The sequence below is a fragment of the Streptomyces pseudovenezuelae genome (assembly GCF_029892565.1).
Taxonomy (GTDB): domain Bacteria; phylum Actinomycetota; class Actinomycetes; order Streptomycetales; family Streptomycetaceae; genus Streptomyces; species Streptomyces pseudovenezuelae_A.
Genome location: NZ_JARXVH010000001.1, coordinates 59,642 through 74,294 on the forward strand (window position 1 = coordinate 59,642; position 14,653 = coordinate 74,294).

Consider the following 14,653-nt stretch of genomic DNA (forward strand, 5'->3'; position numbering starts at 1 on the left):
GAGAATCATGGGCCTTCTAGACGACAAGGTCGTGCTGGTCAACGGCGGCAGCCAGGGTGTGGGCGCCGCGATCGCCCGGGCCGCGGTCCGCGAGGGCGCGGTCGTGGCCGTGACCGGGCGGCGCCCGGCACCGGGCGAGGAGCTGGTGGGCGAGCTGACGGCGGCCGGCGGCAAGGCGATGTTCATCCGCGCCGACCTCGCGGACGCCGAGCAGGCGACGACCGCCGTGGGTGACGTCGTCGCCGCCTACGGTCGCGTCGACTGCCTGGTCAACTCGGCCGGGCTCACCTCCCGGGGCTCGCTCCTCGAGACCACGCCGGAGCTGTTCGACAAGCACATCGCGATCAACCTCAAGGCGCCCTTCTTCGCCATGCAGGCGGCGGTCGCCGACATGCTCGGCCGCAAGGCGCCCGGCACGATCGTCAACATCGGCTCCAACTGCGCCCACGGCGGCCCGCCCAACCTGGCGGCGTACTCCGCGGCCAAGGCCGGTCTGGCGGGGCTGACCCGCAACGCCGCCCACGCGCACCGCTGGGACCGGATCCGGATCAACGACCTGAACATCGGCTGGACGGCGACCGAGGGCGAGGACGCCACACAGAAGGCCTTCCACGGCGCCGAGGACGGCTGGCGCGAGGAGGCCGCGGCCAAGCTGCCGATGGGCAAGCTCGGCCAGCCGGACGAGATCGCCGACTTCGTGGTCTTCCTGCTGTCGGACCGATCGGGCGTGGTCACCGGTTCGGTGCTCGACTGGGACCAGAACGTCCTCGGCGCCCTCGACTGATCCCTCCCCGCAAGAAACCCGCACTTCCAAGGAGCAGCACCCTCATGCGTATCGGAATCCTCGGCCTCGGCCGCATCGGCGCCTTCCACGCCGAGACCCTCTCCGGACTCGACGCGGTCGAGTCGCTCGTCGTGGCCGATCCGTTCGCGGAGGCCGCCAAGAAGGCCGCCGAGCGCTTCGGCGCCGAGGTCGCGGACTCGCCCGAGGCCGTGCTGGCCGCCGGGGTGGACGGTGTGGTGATCGCCGCCGCGACCGACGCCCACCCGGGCCTGATCCTGGCCGCCGTCGAGGCCGGTATCCCCGTCTTCTGCGAGAAGCCGGTCGCCAAGACCATGGCCGAGGGCGTGCAGGTCCTCAAGGCCGTCGAGGGCAGCGACGTGCCGATCCAGATCGGCTACAACCGCCGCTTCGACGCCGGTTTCGTCGTCGCGCGGGCGGCCGTCCAGTCCGGCGAACTGGGCAAGCTGCACACGGTCCGCTCGACCACGCTGGACCCGGCGCCGCCGCCGGCCGCGTACATCGCCGCCTCCGGTGGCATCTTCCGGGACTGCTCGGTGCACGACTTCGACATCATCCGCTGGGTGACCGGCCGCGAGGTGACCGAGGTGTACGCGGTCGGCGGCAACCGGGGTGCCGACTACATCAAGGAGGCGGGCGACGCCGACACCACCGGCGCGATCCTCACCCTCGACGACGGCACGATCGCGGTGGTCTCCAACTCCCGCCACAACGGCCGGGGTTACGACGTCCGCATGGAGATCCACGGCTTCGACGACACCATCGCCGTGGGCCTGGAGGACCGGCTCCCGCTGCGCTCGGTCGAGCCCGGCGTGACCTTCCCGGCGGGCACTCCGTACGACTTCTTCATGGACCGCTTCACAGCGGCCTATCGCGCCGAACTCACCGCGTTCACCGAGGTCGTGGCGGGCACCCGCACCTCCCCCTGCACGGTGGCGGACGCCCTGGAGGCCGGCTGGATCGCCGACGCCTGCACGCTCTCCCTGCAGGAGCACCGCCCGGTGACGATCGTCGAGGTCCGCGGCGCCTGACCCGGGGCCCCACACACGTTCCGGGCGCAGGACCGGCCTTCGGCGCCCGGAACCTTCCTACGGCACCGCCGTCACCCTCGAAGAGGAGCCGCAGCCATGAGCGAACCGGTCCGGGAACCCCTGCGCATCGGAATCCTGGGAGCCGCGCGGATCACCGAGCGCGCACTCGTCGACCCGGCCGGCGCGACCGGCCACCGCCTGGTCGCGGTCGCCGCGCGCGACCGCTCCCGCGCCGAGGCCTTCGCGGCCGAGCACGGCGTGGAGCGGGTCGCGGACTCCTACGCCGACCTGCTGGCCGACCCCGAGGTGGAGGTGGTCTACAACCCGCTCGCCAACGGGCTGCACGGCCCGTGGAACCTCGCCGCCCTCGCGGCAGGCAAGCACGTCCTGTCGGAGAAGCCGTCGGCGAGCAACGCCGAGGAGGCGGCCGAGGTCCGGGAGGCGGCGGCGAAGACCGGCACGGTCTTCATGGAGGCCTTCCACTACCTCTTCCACCCGGTCACCCGACGCCTGCACGAGATCCTCGCGAGCGGCGAGATCGGGGAGCTGCGACGGGTCGAGGCGCTGGTCGCGATCCCCGCGCCGCCCGACACCGACCCGCGCTGGTCCCTCCCCCTCGCCGGCGGCGCCGTGATGGACCTGGGCTGCTACAGCCTGCACGCCCTGCGCGGCCTCGCCCCCTGGGCGGGCGGCGCCCCACGGCTCGTCTCCGCACGGGGCGGCGAGCGGGCGAGTGCACCCGGGGTCGACGAGTGGCTGGACGCCGAACTGGAGTACCCCGACGGGGCCACCGGCATCGCCCGCTGCCACATGGCGTACGACGAACTGGAGATGAGCTGCCGGATCGTCGGCACCGAGGGCGAGGCGAGCGCCCCGAACTTCGTCCTCCCCCACCTCGACGACCGGATCGTCGTACGCACGGCGAAGGGCGAGCGCACGGAACGGCTCGGCACACGGTCCTCGTACACGTACCAACTGGAGGCGTTCGCGGCGCGAGTACGCGGCGGCGAGCCGTTGCCGCTGGACGCGGACGACGCGGTGGCGACGATGACGCTGATCGACGAGTGCTATCGGGCGGCGGGCTTCGAGCCGCGGCCGAGGTCGGTCATCGGACGGTAGACGAACGTGGGGTACGGCTGCCCGGTCGTCCGCTCCCACTCCCGTACGACGTCGTCCTGATACTCCCCCCGCGCCTCGGCGAAGGCCGTGACGCAGGTGGCGTGGACGCCGGTGGCGTCCGTGCGGTGGGTGAGCGCGAGCAACGAGCGTAGGGCCGGTACGGCCTCGGCGGTGCCGTCGGCCGTGGCGGCCCTCCGGAGCGCCCGGCCCAGCAGGAGACGGGTCCGGGCGAGGTCGGACACGTGCCGGTCGACGTCGCCGCCGGCGTGCTCCACCACGTCACGCAGGAGGGCCTCGGCCTCCCCGTGGCTCGCCACGGCTCCCGCGTGGTCGCCGACGCGACGCAAGGCGGCGCCCAGGACCCGGAGTTGACGTGCCGTCAGAGGGGCGTACGTCGCCCAGTCGGACTCGGCCAGCCGGCGGGTGAGGGTCAGCGCCTCCCGGGCGGTCGCCACCGCGGGCTCCGTCTCACCGGCGTCCTGTTGGCCGATGCTCAAGTCGGCCAGCCAGCGGGCGAGATGGGGCTCGAAGCGCGCCGGATCGAGGTCCACCAGGCGCCGTAGGACGGCCACGCCCCGCTCGGTCGCGGCGACGGTCTCGGGGTGCTCGCCGAGGGCCTCGTGCACGGCGGCAAGAGCGGCCAGAGCGTCGACGAGGTACGGCTCGTAGTCCGTCGAGCGGTCGGCCGCGAGCCGCGCGTAGGCGTCCACCAGCTCCCGTCGGACGCCCAACTCGTCCTCGCGCGCCTTCACTTCGCGGAGGACCGAGGCCAGACAGCCCAACGCGTCGACCAACCAGAGCGGCCCGCGCAGCGGGTGGCGCTCGACCGCCTTGCGGGCCTGCGTGACCGCTTCCTCGGCCGTGGCGCGTGCCTCGGCGGTCCGGCCCGTGGCGAGGCGGCTGCGGGCCAGGGCCGTGCGGAGCCGTACGCGCAGGTACTGGACGAGTTCCGGGCCGACCCACGCGACCGGTCCCTGAAGGGCCTCCTCCGCCTCCGCGCCGAGCGCCAGTGCCTCCTCGTGGCGGCCGAGAGCCCCGAGTCCGTCGACCAGTTCCACGAACACCCTCGGCCGGGTCAACGTGGCCCGTCCCAACTGGCGTACGGACATGGCTCGCAGGAGCTCGGCGCACTCCTCGTACACCGCCACCGACTCGGCGGTGCGACCGAGCTGGCCCAGCACCAGCGCGAGGGTGAGCTGTGCGGCCGACAGCCCGCCCAGCGCTCGGTCACGGCGGGCCGGGAGTGGGGCGCGGCGGTACCGCTCCACGCACTCGTGGGCCGGGGCGAGGGCTTCTTCCGCCCTGCCGCCGTCCAGGAGGGCCTGTGCCCGGGTGCGCAGGGCGCTCGCGGTCTGGGCCGGGGACGGTCGTGCGCCCGGCACGGCCAGCGAGGCGTCCACCTCGGCGACCGCCTCCTCGTGCCGCTCCGCCAGCAGCAGCGCCTGGCCGTGCAGCAGCAGGGCGCGGGCCAGCTCGTCCGGGCGGTTCTCCGCGCCGATCGACCGGTACAGGGTGACCGCCTCCGCCGCCCACGCCACCCGGCGTGCCGTCGGCGGCGGTCGCAGCAGCACCCAGTTGGGCGTGAGGCAGCGCAGCAGCGTCGCACCGAGCAGCGGCCGTCCCGCACCCGGCGCCACCCGGGCCACCGCGCGCGGCAGCGGCAGCACCATCCGCAGCACACCCATCCGCAGCCCCCAGCCGTCAATCAAAGGACGGCCGAGGGCGCAAGGAAGTTGCGTGCGGCCCTGACTTGATCGGCCAGATGCCGTCAGGCGTACAGCCCCGGGCGCTCCACCAGCTCCACCTCCGCCCGGCCGCCCTCCTCCAGCGACCGCACCCCCGCCTCACAGACGGCCGCCACCGCGTACCCGTCCCAGACGCTGGGGCCGATGACCTCATCGGCGCGGGTGGCGTCGACCCAGGTCTGGAGTTCGCGGTCGTAGGCGTCGGCGAAGCGTTCGGTGAAGTCCTGGGCGATGGTGCCGCCCCAGCGGCCGGCCATGTTGGTGACCATGGCGTGGCCCTCGCCGATGCGGGCGGTGCCCCGTTCGCAGACCACCTCGGCCTGGACCTGGTAGCCGAAGCCGCAGTTGACGAAGATCTCGACGTCGACGACGGCACCGCCGTCCGTCTCGAAGACGACGAACTGCGGGTCCCGCAGGGCGTCCGGGGCGTTCGCGGACGGTCTCGGGCACAGCACCGTCACCGCCGTGATCTCCTGGCCGAGCAGCCAGCGGGTCACGTCCATCTCGTGCACGACGGAGTCGTTGATCAGCATCTCGCTGCGCCAGTCGGGCGCCGAGGCGACGTTGCGGTGCCGGTTGTGGAGCATGAGGGGCCTGCCCAACTGGCCTGTCTCCAGCAGAGACTTGAGTCTCAGGTACTCGGCGTCGTAGCGCCGCATGAAGCCCACCTGGACCAGCCGCCGCCCCACCTTCCGCTCGGCCTCCAGCACGCGGAGCGCCGAGGCCGCGTCCGGGGTGAGCGGCTTCTCGCACAGCACGGGCAGGCCGTGCTCGAACGCCGTCAGCAGCGCCGCCTCGTGGGCGGGCCCCGGCGAGGCGATCAGGACGGCGTCGACGTCGGCCGCCGCCATCGCGGCGGCCGGGTCGGTGTACGCGGTGCAGCCGTCGGCCCGGGCGGCGACGGCCTTCGCGCGCTCCGCGTCGACGTCCACCACGGCGGCAACCCGGGCTCCGCTGGTGACTTCCTGGATACGGCGGACGTGGTCGGCGCCCATCTTGCCGGTGCCGACGACGGCCACTCCTAGCGTTCCACGCTGAGCCATGGTCGTCCCCCTCGGGTGGTCAGGCGCCGCAGGACCTCAGGAACTTGCGGGTGCGCTCCGCGATGGGCAGTGGTCGGTCCGGCTCGCACGGGTACATGTCCTGCTCGACGATGGCGAACAGCTCCACGCCGAGCTTCTGCGCGGCCTCCAGGACCGGCCCCAACTCCGGTACTCCGGTGGGCGGTTCGCACATCACACCGCGCTGCACGGCTGGCCCGAACGGCACCTCGTTCGCGACGACGTCGGCGAGGATCTCCGGGTCGACCTGCTTGAGGTGGAGGTAGCCGATGCGCTCGCCGTAGGTCTCGATCAGCTTGACGCTGTCGCCGCCGCAGTAGGCGTAATGACCGGTGTCCAGGCAGAGGTTGACCAGTTCGGAGTCGGTCGAGTCGAGGAAGCGCTCGACGTGGTCCTCGGTGTCGATGTGGGTGTCGGCGTGCGGGTGCACGACGATGTCGAGGCCGTACGCCTCCTTCACCTCGTGGCCGAGCCGTTCCATGCCCTTGGTCAGATGGGCCCACTGCTCGCCGGTCAGCTCCGGCGGCTCCAGGATCTCGGCGGTCTTGTCGTCGCGCCAGAAGGACGGGATGACGACGAGGTGCTTCGCGTCCATCGCCTGGGTGAGCGCGGCCACTTGGCTCACGTGCTCCCAGGTGGACTCCCAGACGGACGGGCCGCGGTGCAGGCCGGTGAAGACCGTGCCGGCCGAGACCTTGAGCTCGCGCTTGGCGATCTCGTCGGTGAGGCGGGCCGGGTCGGTCGGCAGATAGCCGTACGGGCCCAGCTCGATCCACGGGTAACCGGCCTGGGCGACCTCGTCCAGGAAGCGTTCCCAGGGCACCTGTTGCGGGTCGTCGGGGAACCAGACACCCCAGGAGTCGGGGGCGGAGCCGACCCTGATGCGGTCCAGGGCGTTCGCCATCTCAGGATTTCCCTTCGGACGCGGTCGCCACGGGTGCGCCGAGGTCCTTCGCTTCCGGCAGCTCGTCGACGTCCACACCACGAACCTGGGACAACTCGTGCTTGAGAGCGGCGAGTTCGGTACCACCGGCCATGTGGTTGGTCAGCTCTTCGAGACTGACCTCGGCACGCGAGGCGGAGAGTTCCATGGTGCCCAGGCGCAGCACGCTGAAGTGGTCGCCGACCATGTAGGCGTGGTGCGGGTTGTGCGTGATGAAGATGACGCCCAGACCACGCTCACGGGCGGCGGCGACGTACTTCAACACGACGCCGGACTGCTTGACGCCGAGAGCGGCGGTCGGCTCGTCCAGGATCAGCACACGGGCACCGAAATACACGGCGCGGGCGATCGCCACACACTGACGCTGGCCACCGGAGAGCGTGCCGATGGGCTGCTCCAGGTCGTCCAGGATGATGCCCATCTCACGCAGCTCGTGGTCGGCGGTCTTCTTCATCCGGTCGATGTCGAGACGCCGTACCGGCCACGGGCCCTTCGTCATCTCCGAACCGAGGAAGAAGTTGCGCCACACCGGCATCAACGGCACCGTCGCCAGATCCTGGTAGACCGTGGCGATGCCCTTGTCGAGGGCCTCGCGCGGGGTGGAGAAGCGCACCGGGACGCCGTCGACGAGGAACTCGCCCTCGGTGTGCTGATGCAGGCCCGAGATGATTTTGATGAGGGTCGACTTGCCCGCGCCGTTGTCACCCAGCACGCAGGTGACCTGGCCGGGGAAGACCTGGAGGTCGACGCCGTGCAGGGCACGGATGTTGCCGTAGGACTTGCCCGCGTTGCGCAGTTCGACGATCGGCGCGTCCTTCGCCCCCTCCTCGGGGACCGTGTCCTGGATGATCTCGCCGTGGGTGCCGGCCTTGTTCATGGATGTCATGGGGTCACCTCCGGGTCGCCGACTGGCGGACCCACAAGTTGATGAGCACGGCGCCCAGCAGCATCACGCCGAGGAAGGCCTTGAACCAGTCCGGGTTCCAGCCGGCGAAGACGATGCCCTGGTTGACCATGCCGAACATGAAGGCACCGAAGACCGGGCCGATCGCCGAGCCGTAACCACCGGTCAGCAGACAGCCGCCGATGACGGCCGCCGCGATGTAGATCAGCTCCTGGCCGACGCCCTCGCCCGACTGCACGGTGTTGAAGGTGAAGAGCTGGTGCATGCCGACGAACCAGGCGCCGAAGCCGACCAGCATGAACAGCGAGATCTTGGTGAAGGTGACCGGGACACCGACGGCTCGGGCGCTGTCCTTGTTGCCGCCGACCGCGAAGATCCAGTTGCCGTACTTGGTGCGCAGCAGGATCCAGGTGGCGATCGCCGCGAAGACCAGCCAGTAGAAGACCGTGATCTTCACCTGGACGCCACCGATGTCGAAGGACGACGCGAAGATCTTCTTGGCCTGGCCGAAGCCGTCCATGTTGCTGATGTCGTCGGTGGCCACGTTGGTGGTGACCAGCTTGGTCACCGCGAGGTTCACACCCTGGAGGATCAGGAACGTGCCCAGGGTGACCAGGAAGCTGGGCAACCCGGTCTTGACGACCATCCAGCCGTTGAACGCACCGACCGCCAGCGACACGAGCAGCGCGACGATGACACCGACCCACACGTTCATGGTGAGTTGGTAGCTGAGCATGCTCGCGGTGAGCGCCGAGGTGATGACCGCGACGCCGGACGACAGGTCGAACTCGCCGCCGATCATCAGCAGCGCCACCGGCAGCGCCATGATGCCGATCGTCGACGACTGGTACAGCACCGTCGCCATCGAACTGCCGTCGCGCACCGGGGGTGCGGCGATCAGGAAGAAGACGTAGACGGCGGCGGCGCCGAGGAAGACACCCACCTCGGGGCGCGCCAACAGCTTGAAGACCAGCGGGCGTTGGGAGGTCCTGCCGTCGGCCTCTTTGGGGCCGGGGGCCGGCGGTGTGTCCACCGCCGGCTCGGCGTGCTGGGTCATACTGATCACCGGGTGCCCTTCGCGGCGAACGCCGCCACCGCTTCGACGTTGGACTTGTCGACGAACGCGGGACCGGTCAGCACCGGCTGCTCGCCGCCGCCCATGTAGTTGCCGTTGTTCTTGTAGAGCCACAGCGAGTCGATCGCCAAGTAACCCTGCAGGTACGGCTGCTGGTCGACCGCGAACTGGATCGTGCCCTTGCTGATGGCCGTGGTGAGGTCCTTGTTCAGGTCGAAGGTCGCGACCTTCGCCTTGCTGCCCGCGTCGGTCACCGACTGCGCGGCCGTCAACGCGAACGGGGCGCCGAGCGTGGCGACGTAGTCGATGGACGAGTCCGTCTTGAGCTTGGCGGTGATCGTCGACTTCACGGACGGCATGTCGGTGCCGTTGACGTAGAGGACGTCGGTCTTGCCGGAGAAGGTCTCCTTGAGGCCGTTGCAGCGCTGGGTCAGGCCGACGTTGCCCTGCTCCTGGACGACACAGACCGTGTGCTTGGCACCCAGCTCGTTCAGCTTCTTGCCGAACGCCTCGCCCGCCACCGTCTCGTCCTGGCCGAAGAACTCCATCAGGCCGAGCTTCTGCCAGTCGCTGACACCGGAGTTGAGGCCGACCACGGGTATCTTCGCGGCCGTCGCCTTCTTCACGACGTCCTTCATGGCGTCCGGCTTGGCGAGGGTGATCGCGATGCCGTCGACCTTCTGGTCGATCGCGTTCTGCACCAGGTTGGCCTGGTTGCCCGCGTTCGGGTCGGCCGAGTAGATCAGCTTGATGTTGTCCTTGGCCGCGGCGGCCTCGGCGCCCTTGCGGACGATGTCCCAGAAGGTGTCACCGGGCGACTGGTGCGTCACGAGAGCGACCGTCATACGAGGTGTGGTGGCCTTGCCCGCCGAGGCGCCCGACCCACCTTCTTCGGACTTCTTGCCCCCGGAGCTGCTGGAGCAGCCGGCGAGGGTCAGCGCGGCTGCCGCGGCGACCGCCACTACGGGGACGATTCTGCGGGAGCGGTGGTGAGTGGAGCGGTCCATCTTTCCTGGCACCTCACTGTGCTTGCGGGGGAAAGGGAGAGGGATCTCAAAGATCCGGGGCCCGGGATCTTGGCATGTCCGGGTCGTGCGCCGCAAATACGGCAGAAGTACTGGGACGGGATCCAATCCCGTGGCGCGCCCACTGTCAATACTTTGTTAAGACATCATTTCACAAGCAGGTCCGAATGTCAGTACAAACTATTGACAGCATCGGCTCCAGAGGCCTACACCTGGGAGGCGGAGGTCCTCTGGGGCCCGCATCCCCAGTACAGCCCGAGGAGCGTCGCACATGGCCCAGTCAGTCCAGCCCATCGACCTGATCACTATGGGCCGTATCGGAGTCGATCTCTACCCCCTTCAGGTAGGTGTGGGCCTGGCCCAGGTCGAGACCTTCGGCAAATTCCTCGGCGGTTCGGCCGCCAACGTGGCGGTCGCCGCCGCCCGGCTCGGCCGGAACACGGCGGTGATCACCCGCACCGGTGACGACCCCTTCGGCACCTATCTGCACGAGGCGCTCAAGGAGTTCGGCGTCGACGACCGCTGGGTGACGTCCGTCGCCGCGTACCCGACACCGGTGACCTTCTGCGAGATCTTCCCGCCGGATGACTTCCCTCTTTACTTCTACCGGCAGCCTAAGGCTCCTGACCTGGAGATTCACACCGAGGAGCTGGACTTCTGGGCGATCCGGGCGGCCCGCGTCTTCTGGATCACCGGCACCGGCCTGAGCGAGGAGCCCAGCCGCTCCGCCACACTCGCCGCCCTGAAGGCCCGCGACAAGTCGGGCACCACGGTCTTCGACCTCGACTGGCGCCCGATGTTCTGGCGCGACCCCGAAGAGGCCCGCCCGTACTACGAGGAAGCACTGCGTCACGCGACGGTCGCGGTCGGCAATCTCGACGAGTGCGAGATCGCCACCGGCGTCCGCGAGCCGCGGGCCTGCGCGGATGCGCTGCTGGCCGCGGGCGTGGAGCTCGCCGTCGTCAAGCAGGGCCCCAAGGGCGTGCTGGCCGTGCACCGCGACGGCACCACCGCCGAGGTGCCGCCGGTGCCCGTCGAGGTGGTCAACGGACTCGGCGCCGGCGACGCCTTCGGCGGCTCGCTCGTCCACGGGCTGCTGTCCGGCTGGGAGTTGGCCGAAACCATGCGCTACGCCAACGCGGCCGGCGCCCTCGTCGCCTCCCGGCTCGCCTGTTCCTCCGCGATGCCCACCGAAGCCGAGGTCGACGGCCTCCTCGCGCGCGCCACCGCCTGAAACGGAGCTCTGCCTTGTCCATCAGCATCCCCGACCTCGTCACGGTCAGAGCCCGGCACCCCGAGGCCGTCGCCGAAGCCGCCGCCCGGCGCGTGCGCCGCCCGCTGCTCGGCGACAGCGGCCGCCTGATGATCGTGGCCGCCGACCACCCGGCCCGCGGCGCGCTGGGCGTGGGCGACCGCCGCCTGGCCATGGCCAACCGGGCGGATCTGCTGGAACGTCTCTGCATCGCGCTCTCCCGCCCCGGCGTCGACGGGGTGCTGGCCACCGCCGACATCCTCGACGACCTCCTGCTGCTCGGGGTGCTGGAGAACAAGGTCGTCATGGGCTCCATGAACCGCGGCGGCCTGGCGGGCGCCGTCTTCGAGATGGACGACCGCTTCACCGGCCACCGCGCCGAGGACATCGAGCGGCTGCGCTTCGACGCGGGCAAGCTCCTCGTCCGTATCGACTACACCGATCCCGGCTCGCTCACCACCCTGGAGACCACCGCGCGGGCCATCGACGACATGGCGGCCCGCCGACTCCCCGTATTCGTCGAGCCGTTCATCTCCCGCCGGACCGACGGCAGGGTCCGCAACGACCTCTCCGCCGAGGCCGTCACCAAGTCGGTCGCCATCGCCTCGGGCCTCGGCGGCAGCTCCGCCTACACCTGGCTCAAGCTCCCCGTCACCGACGACCCGGACGACATGGGCGAGGTCCTGGAGACCTCCACGCTGCCGGCCGTGCTGCTCGGCGGCGAGGTGGGCGAGGACCAGGAAGGCGCGTACGAACGCTGGCGCAAGGCCCTGCGGCTGCCCACCGTGCAGGGCATGGTCGTCGGCCGCTCGCTGCTCTACCCGGCCGAGGGCACTGTGGAGACGGCGGTCGACACGGCCGTCGGTCTGCTGTGACGTGCCGGTCGTGACACGGAGGAACGCAATGACGTATCACCTTCCCGCAGGAAAGGCCCTCGGCGGCCCGTACGTCGTGGACATCACGCCGGAGAAGGCCGGCTGGGGCTACTCCAGCCTGCGGGTGCTGGAGCTGCCGCCGGGCGGCAGCCACACCTTCGACACCGGCGACAGCGAGTGGATCGTCATCCCGCTCAGCGGGGGCTGCACGGTCGCCGCCGCCGACGACTTCGGCCACGACACCTTCCAACTCACCGGTCGCGACAGCGTGTTCACCTCGGTGAGCGACTTCGCCTACGTGCCACGGGACGCCCGCGCGACCGTCATGTCGGCCGGCGGCGGGCGGTTCGCGCTCAACGGCGCGCGCTGCACCCGCCGGCTGCCCGCCCGCTACGGACCGGCGTCCGCGGTGCCGGTGGAGCTGCGCGGCACCGGCAACTCCTCCCGGCAGGTCAACAACTTCGGCGCGGCGGGCGTGTTCGAGTGCGACAAGCTCATCGCCGTCGAGGTGCTCACCCCGGGCGGCAACTGGTCGTCCTTCCCGCCGCACAAGCACGACGAGGACCGGCCCGGCGAGGAGTCCGTCCTCGAAGAGGTCTACTACTTCGAGTTCGCCGACCACGAGGGCATCCCCGGCCTCGGCTACCAGCGCGTCTCCCCCTCCGGGCAGGGACGGGGCACGGACGTCCTGGCCGAAGTGCGCGGCGGAGACGTCGTGTTGATCCCCGACGGCTGGCACGGACCGTCGATGGCCGTGCCCGGCCACCACATGTACTACCTGAACGTCATGGCGGGTCCCGAGCCCGACCGCACCTGGCTGATCGGCGACCACCCGGACCACGCCTGGGTCCGCGACACCTGGCCGGAGCAACCGGTCGACCCCCGACTCCCCCTCTACACGGCACCGGAGAAGTCCTGATGAGCACCCGCACCCGCCGTCTGACCGTCGCCCAGGCCCTGGTCCAGTTCCTGTCCGTCCAGTACACCGAGCGCGACGGCGTACGGCACCGGCTGATCGCCGGCACCTGGGGCATCTTCGGCCATGGCAACGTTGCCGGGGTCGGCCAGGCCCTCCTGGAGGCGGGCGAGGACACCATGCCCTACCACCAGGGCCGCAACGAGCAGGCCATGGTGCACGCGGCCGTCGGCTACGCCCGCCAGCTGGACCGCCTGTCCGCGCAGGCCGTGACGACGTCGATCGGCCCCGGCGCCACCAACCTGGTGACGGGCGCCGCCCTCGCCACCATCAACCGCCTGCCGGTGCTGCTCCTGCCGGGCGACTACTTCGCCACCCGCGCCGCCGACCCGCTCCTCCAGCAGCTGGAGCACCCGGTCGAGGCGGACCTGTCGGTCAACGACACCCTGCGCCCGGTCTCCCGCTACTTCGACCGCGTCACCCGCCCCGAAGCCCTGATCCCCTCCGCGCTGAACGCCATGCGCGTGCTCACCGACCCCGTCGAGACCGGCGCGGTGACGCTGGCGCTCCCGCAGGACGTGCAGGCGGAGGCGTACGACTGGCCGGAGGAGTTCTTCGCCGAGCGCGTGTGGCACGTACGGCGTCCCGCGCCGGACCCCTACGAGCTGGCGGAGGCCGTGGCCGCGATCCGGGCCGCCGAGCGTCCGCTGATCGTGGCGGGCGGCGGGGTCCACCACAGCAAGGCGGAGGAGGCCCTCAAGGCCCTCGTGGACGCCACCGGTATCCCGGTCGCCTCCACCCAGGCGGGCAAGGGCTCGCTGCGGTACGACCACCCGGCGGACCTCGGCGGCATCGGCCACACCGGCACGGAGGTCAGCGACGACATCGCGCGCACCGCGGACCTGGTGATCGGCGTCGGCACCCGCTACACGGACTTCACCACCGCCTCCCACACGCTCTTCCAGAACCCGGACGTGCGGTTCGTCAACCTGAACATCACCGCGTTCGACGCCCACAAGCTGGCTGCGCGCACGCTCGTCTGCGACGCGAGGGCGGGGCTCACAGCGTTGACGGAGGCGCTGTCCGGTCACCGTGTGAACTCGGTTTACGAGGCCGCCTACCGTGCGGGCAAGGACCGCTGGGAACAGGTTGTTGACGCCGCTTTCACCGCCGCCGACGAGAACGCCGTACCGACCCAGACCCAGGTGCTCGGCGCCCTCGACTCGGTCGTCGGTGACGACGACGTGGTGATCAACGCGGCCGGCTCGCTCCCCGGCGACCTGCACAAACTGTGGCGCTCGCGCAGCCCGCGCCAGTACCACCTGGAGTACGGCTACTCCTGCATGGGCTACGAGATCCCGGCCGCGATCGGCGTCCAGCAGGCCACGCCCGACACGCCCGTATGGGCGCTGGTCGGCGACGGCACCTACCTGATGATGCCGACCGAGATCGTCACAGCCGTCCAGGAGGGCCTGCCGGTCAACCTCCTGCTCATCCAGAACCACGGCTACGCCTCCATCGGCGGCCTCTCCGAGTCGGTCGGCGGCGAGCGCTTCGGCACCGCCTACCGCTACCGGGCCGCCGACGGCACCTTCTCCGGCGCCCCGCTCCCGGTCGACCTGGCCGCCAACGCGGCCAGCCTCGGCATGGACGTCCTGCGCGCCAAGACGGTCAGTGAACTGCGCGAGGCGCTCGCCATGGCCCGCGCCTCCGACCGTCCGACGTGTGTCCACGTCGAGACCGACACCGCCACCCCGACCGCTCCCCCGGCCGAGGCCTGGTGGGACGTGCCGGTCGCCGAGACGGCCTCCCGCGAGGCCGCGGTACAGGCCCGCGAGGAGTACGACCGTCAGGTCGCCGACCGCCGCCGCCACCTCTGAACTCCCCTCCACCGAAAGGCTTTCG

Annotated in this window: 13 protein-coding genes; 7 read left to right on the top strand and 6 right to left on the bottom strand. The window is 70.8% G+C overall.

Translation table 11 applies throughout. The annotated features are described in order from the left end of the window. Nucleotides 1-7: 7 nt before the first annotated feature. The 3 genes from M2283_RS00285 to M2283_RS00295 all read left to right on the top strand — a co-directional run bounded on the left by M2283_RS00285 (nt 8) and on the right by M2283_RS00295 (nt 2,952). Nucleotides 8-784: an SDR family oxidoreductase gene (locus M2283_RS00285; protein WP_280873842.1), complete on the top strand. Its 777-nt coding sequence runs from the start codon at nt 8-10 to the stop codon at nt 782-784. A gap of 44 nt (nt 785-828) precedes the next feature. Beyond that, nucleotides 829-1,833 carry a Gfo/Idh/MocA family protein gene (locus M2283_RS00290; RefSeq protein WP_280873843.1) on the top strand — a complete coding sequence of 335 codons (1,005 nt, stop codon included), beginning with the start codon at nt 829-831 and terminating at the stop codon, nt 1,831-1,833. Nucleotides 1,834-1,929: 96 nt separating this feature from the next. Next, the gene (locus tag M2283_RS00295; RefSeq protein ID WP_280873844.1) at nt 1,930-2,952 is read left to right on the top strand and encodes a Gfo/Idh/MocA family protein; all 1,023 of its coding nucleotides are present in this window, start codon (nt 1,930-1,932) and stop codon (nt 2,950-2,952) included. On the opposite strand, the gene M2283_RS00300 is transcribed toward M2283_RS00295, so the two are convergent. From M2283_RS00300 to M2283_RS00325, 6 genes are all read right to left on the bottom strand, one after another. Next, the gene (locus tag M2283_RS00300; RefSeq protein ID WP_280873845.1) at nt 2,901-4,637 is read right to left on the bottom strand and encodes a tetratricopeptide repeat protein; all 1,737 of its coding nucleotides are present in this window, start codon (nt 4,635-4,637) and stop codon (nt 2,901-2,903) included. The genes M2283_RS00295 and M2283_RS00300 overlap by 52 nt on opposite strands. Before the next feature lie 83 nt (nt 4,638-4,720). After that, nucleotides 4,721-5,740, bottom strand: a complete 1,020-nt coding sequence (locus tag M2283_RS00305) for a Gfo/Idh/MocA family protein (RefSeq protein WP_280873846.1) — start codon at nt 5,738-5,740, stop codon at nt 4,721-4,723. A 19-nt stretch (nt 5,741-5,759) separates the two neighbouring features. Continuing rightward, nucleotides 5,760-6,662 (bottom strand): sugar phosphate isomerase/epimerase family protein, encoded by a 903-nt coding sequence (locus M2283_RS00310; RefSeq protein ID WP_280873847.1) that lies wholly within the window; start codon nt 6,660-6,662, stop codon nt 5,760-5,762. 1 nt (nt 6,663) lies between these two features. Further along, nucleotides 6,664-7,587: an ATP-binding cassette domain-containing protein gene (locus tag M2283_RS00315; protein ID WP_280873848.1), complete on the bottom strand. Its 924-nt coding sequence runs from the start codon at nt 7,585-7,587 to the stop codon at nt 6,664-6,666. A gap of 4 nt (nt 7,588-7,591) precedes the next feature. Continuing rightward, complete coding sequence (locus M2283_RS00320) at nt 7,592-8,668, bottom strand: ABC transporter permease (RefSeq protein ID WP_280874666.1); 1,077 nt, start codon at nt 8,666-8,668, stop codon at nt 7,592-7,594. Next, a complete protein-coding gene (locus M2283_RS00325; protein WP_280873849.1) occupies nt 8,668-9,687 on the bottom strand; it encodes a sugar ABC transporter substrate-binding protein in 1,020 nt (339 codons plus the stop codon). Before M2283_RS00325 ends, M2283_RS00320 begins: the two co-directional genes overlap by 1 nt. Nucleotides 9,688-9,976: 289 nt before the next feature. Between M2283_RS00325 and iolC the strand changes: the two genes are divergently transcribed. Genes iolC through iolD form a run of 4 tightly spaced genes read left to right on the top strand, consistent with a single transcriptional unit; the run spans nt 9,977 to nt 14,628 of the window. Continuing rightward, nucleotides 9,977-10,939: a 5-dehydro-2-deoxygluconokinase gene (iolC, locus tag M2283_RS00330; RefSeq protein WP_280873850.1), complete on the top strand. Its 963-nt coding sequence runs from the start codon at nt 9,977-9,979 to the stop codon at nt 10,937-10,939. Between the two features lie 14 nt (nt 10,940-10,953). After that, nucleotides 10,954-11,832, top strand: a complete 879-nt coding sequence (locus M2283_RS00335; RefSeq protein ID WP_280873851.1) for a Cgl0159 family (beta/alpha)8-fold protein — start codon at nt 10,954-10,956, stop codon at nt 11,830-11,832. Between the two features lie 28 nt (nt 11,833-11,860). Continuing rightward, nucleotides 11,861-12,751 carry a 5-deoxy-glucuronate isomerase gene (iolB, locus tag M2283_RS00340; RefSeq protein ID WP_280873852.1) on the top strand — a complete coding sequence of 297 codons (891 nt, stop codon included), beginning with the start codon at nt 11,861-11,863 and terminating at the stop codon, nt 12,749-12,751. Further along, the gene (gene iolD / locus M2283_RS00345) at nt 12,751-14,628 is read left to right on the top strand and encodes a 3D-(3,5/4)-trihydroxycyclohexane-1,2-dione acylhydrolase (decyclizing) (RefSeq protein ID WP_280873853.1); all 1,878 of its coding nucleotides are present in this window, start codon (nt 12,751-12,753) and stop codon (nt 14,626-14,628) included. Before iolB ends, iolD begins: the two co-directional genes overlap by 1 nt. Nucleotides 14,629-14,653: the final 25 nt, after the last annotated feature.

Coding starts and splice junctions, on each gene's coding strand:
- M2283_RS00285 (WP_280873842.1), top strand. CDS start 8: ATGGGCCTTCTAGACGACAAGGTCGTGCTGGTCAACGGCGGCAGCCAG.
- M2283_RS00290 (WP_280873843.1), top strand. CDS start 829: ATGCGTATCGGAATCCTCGGCCTCGGCCGCATCGGCGCCTTCCACGCC.
- M2283_RS00295 (WP_280873844.1), top strand. CDS start 1,930: ATGAGCGAACCGGTCCGGGAACCCCTGCGCATCGGAATCCTGGGAGCC.
- M2283_RS00300 (WP_280873845.1), bottom strand. CDS start 4,637: ATGGGTGTGCTGCGGATGGTGCTGCCGCTGCCGCGCGCGGTGGCCCGG.
- M2283_RS00305 (WP_280873846.1), bottom strand. CDS start 5,740: ATGGCTCAGCGTGGAACGCTAGGAGTGGCCGTCGTCGGCACCGGCAAG.
- M2283_RS00310 (WP_280873847.1), bottom strand. CDS start 6,662: ATGGCGAACGCCCTGGACCGCATCAGGGTCGGCTCCGCCCCCGACTCC.
- M2283_RS00315 (WP_280873848.1), bottom strand. CDS start 7,587: ATGACATCCATGAACAAGGCCGGCACCCACGGCGAGATCATCCAGGAC.
- M2283_RS00325 (WP_280873849.1), bottom strand. CDS start 9,687: ATGGACCGCTCCACTCACCACCGCTCCCGCAGAATCGTCCCCGTAGTG.
- iolC (WP_280873850.1), top strand. CDS start 9,977: ATGGCCCAGTCAGTCCAGCCCATCGACCTGATCACTATGGGCCGTATC.
- iolB (WP_280873852.1), top strand. CDS start 11,861: ATGACGTATCACCTTCCCGCAGGAAAGGCCCTCGGCGGCCCGTACGTC.
- iolD (WP_280873853.1), top strand. CDS start 12,751: ATGAGCACCCGCACCCGCCGTCTGACCGTCGCCCAGGCCCTGGTCCAG.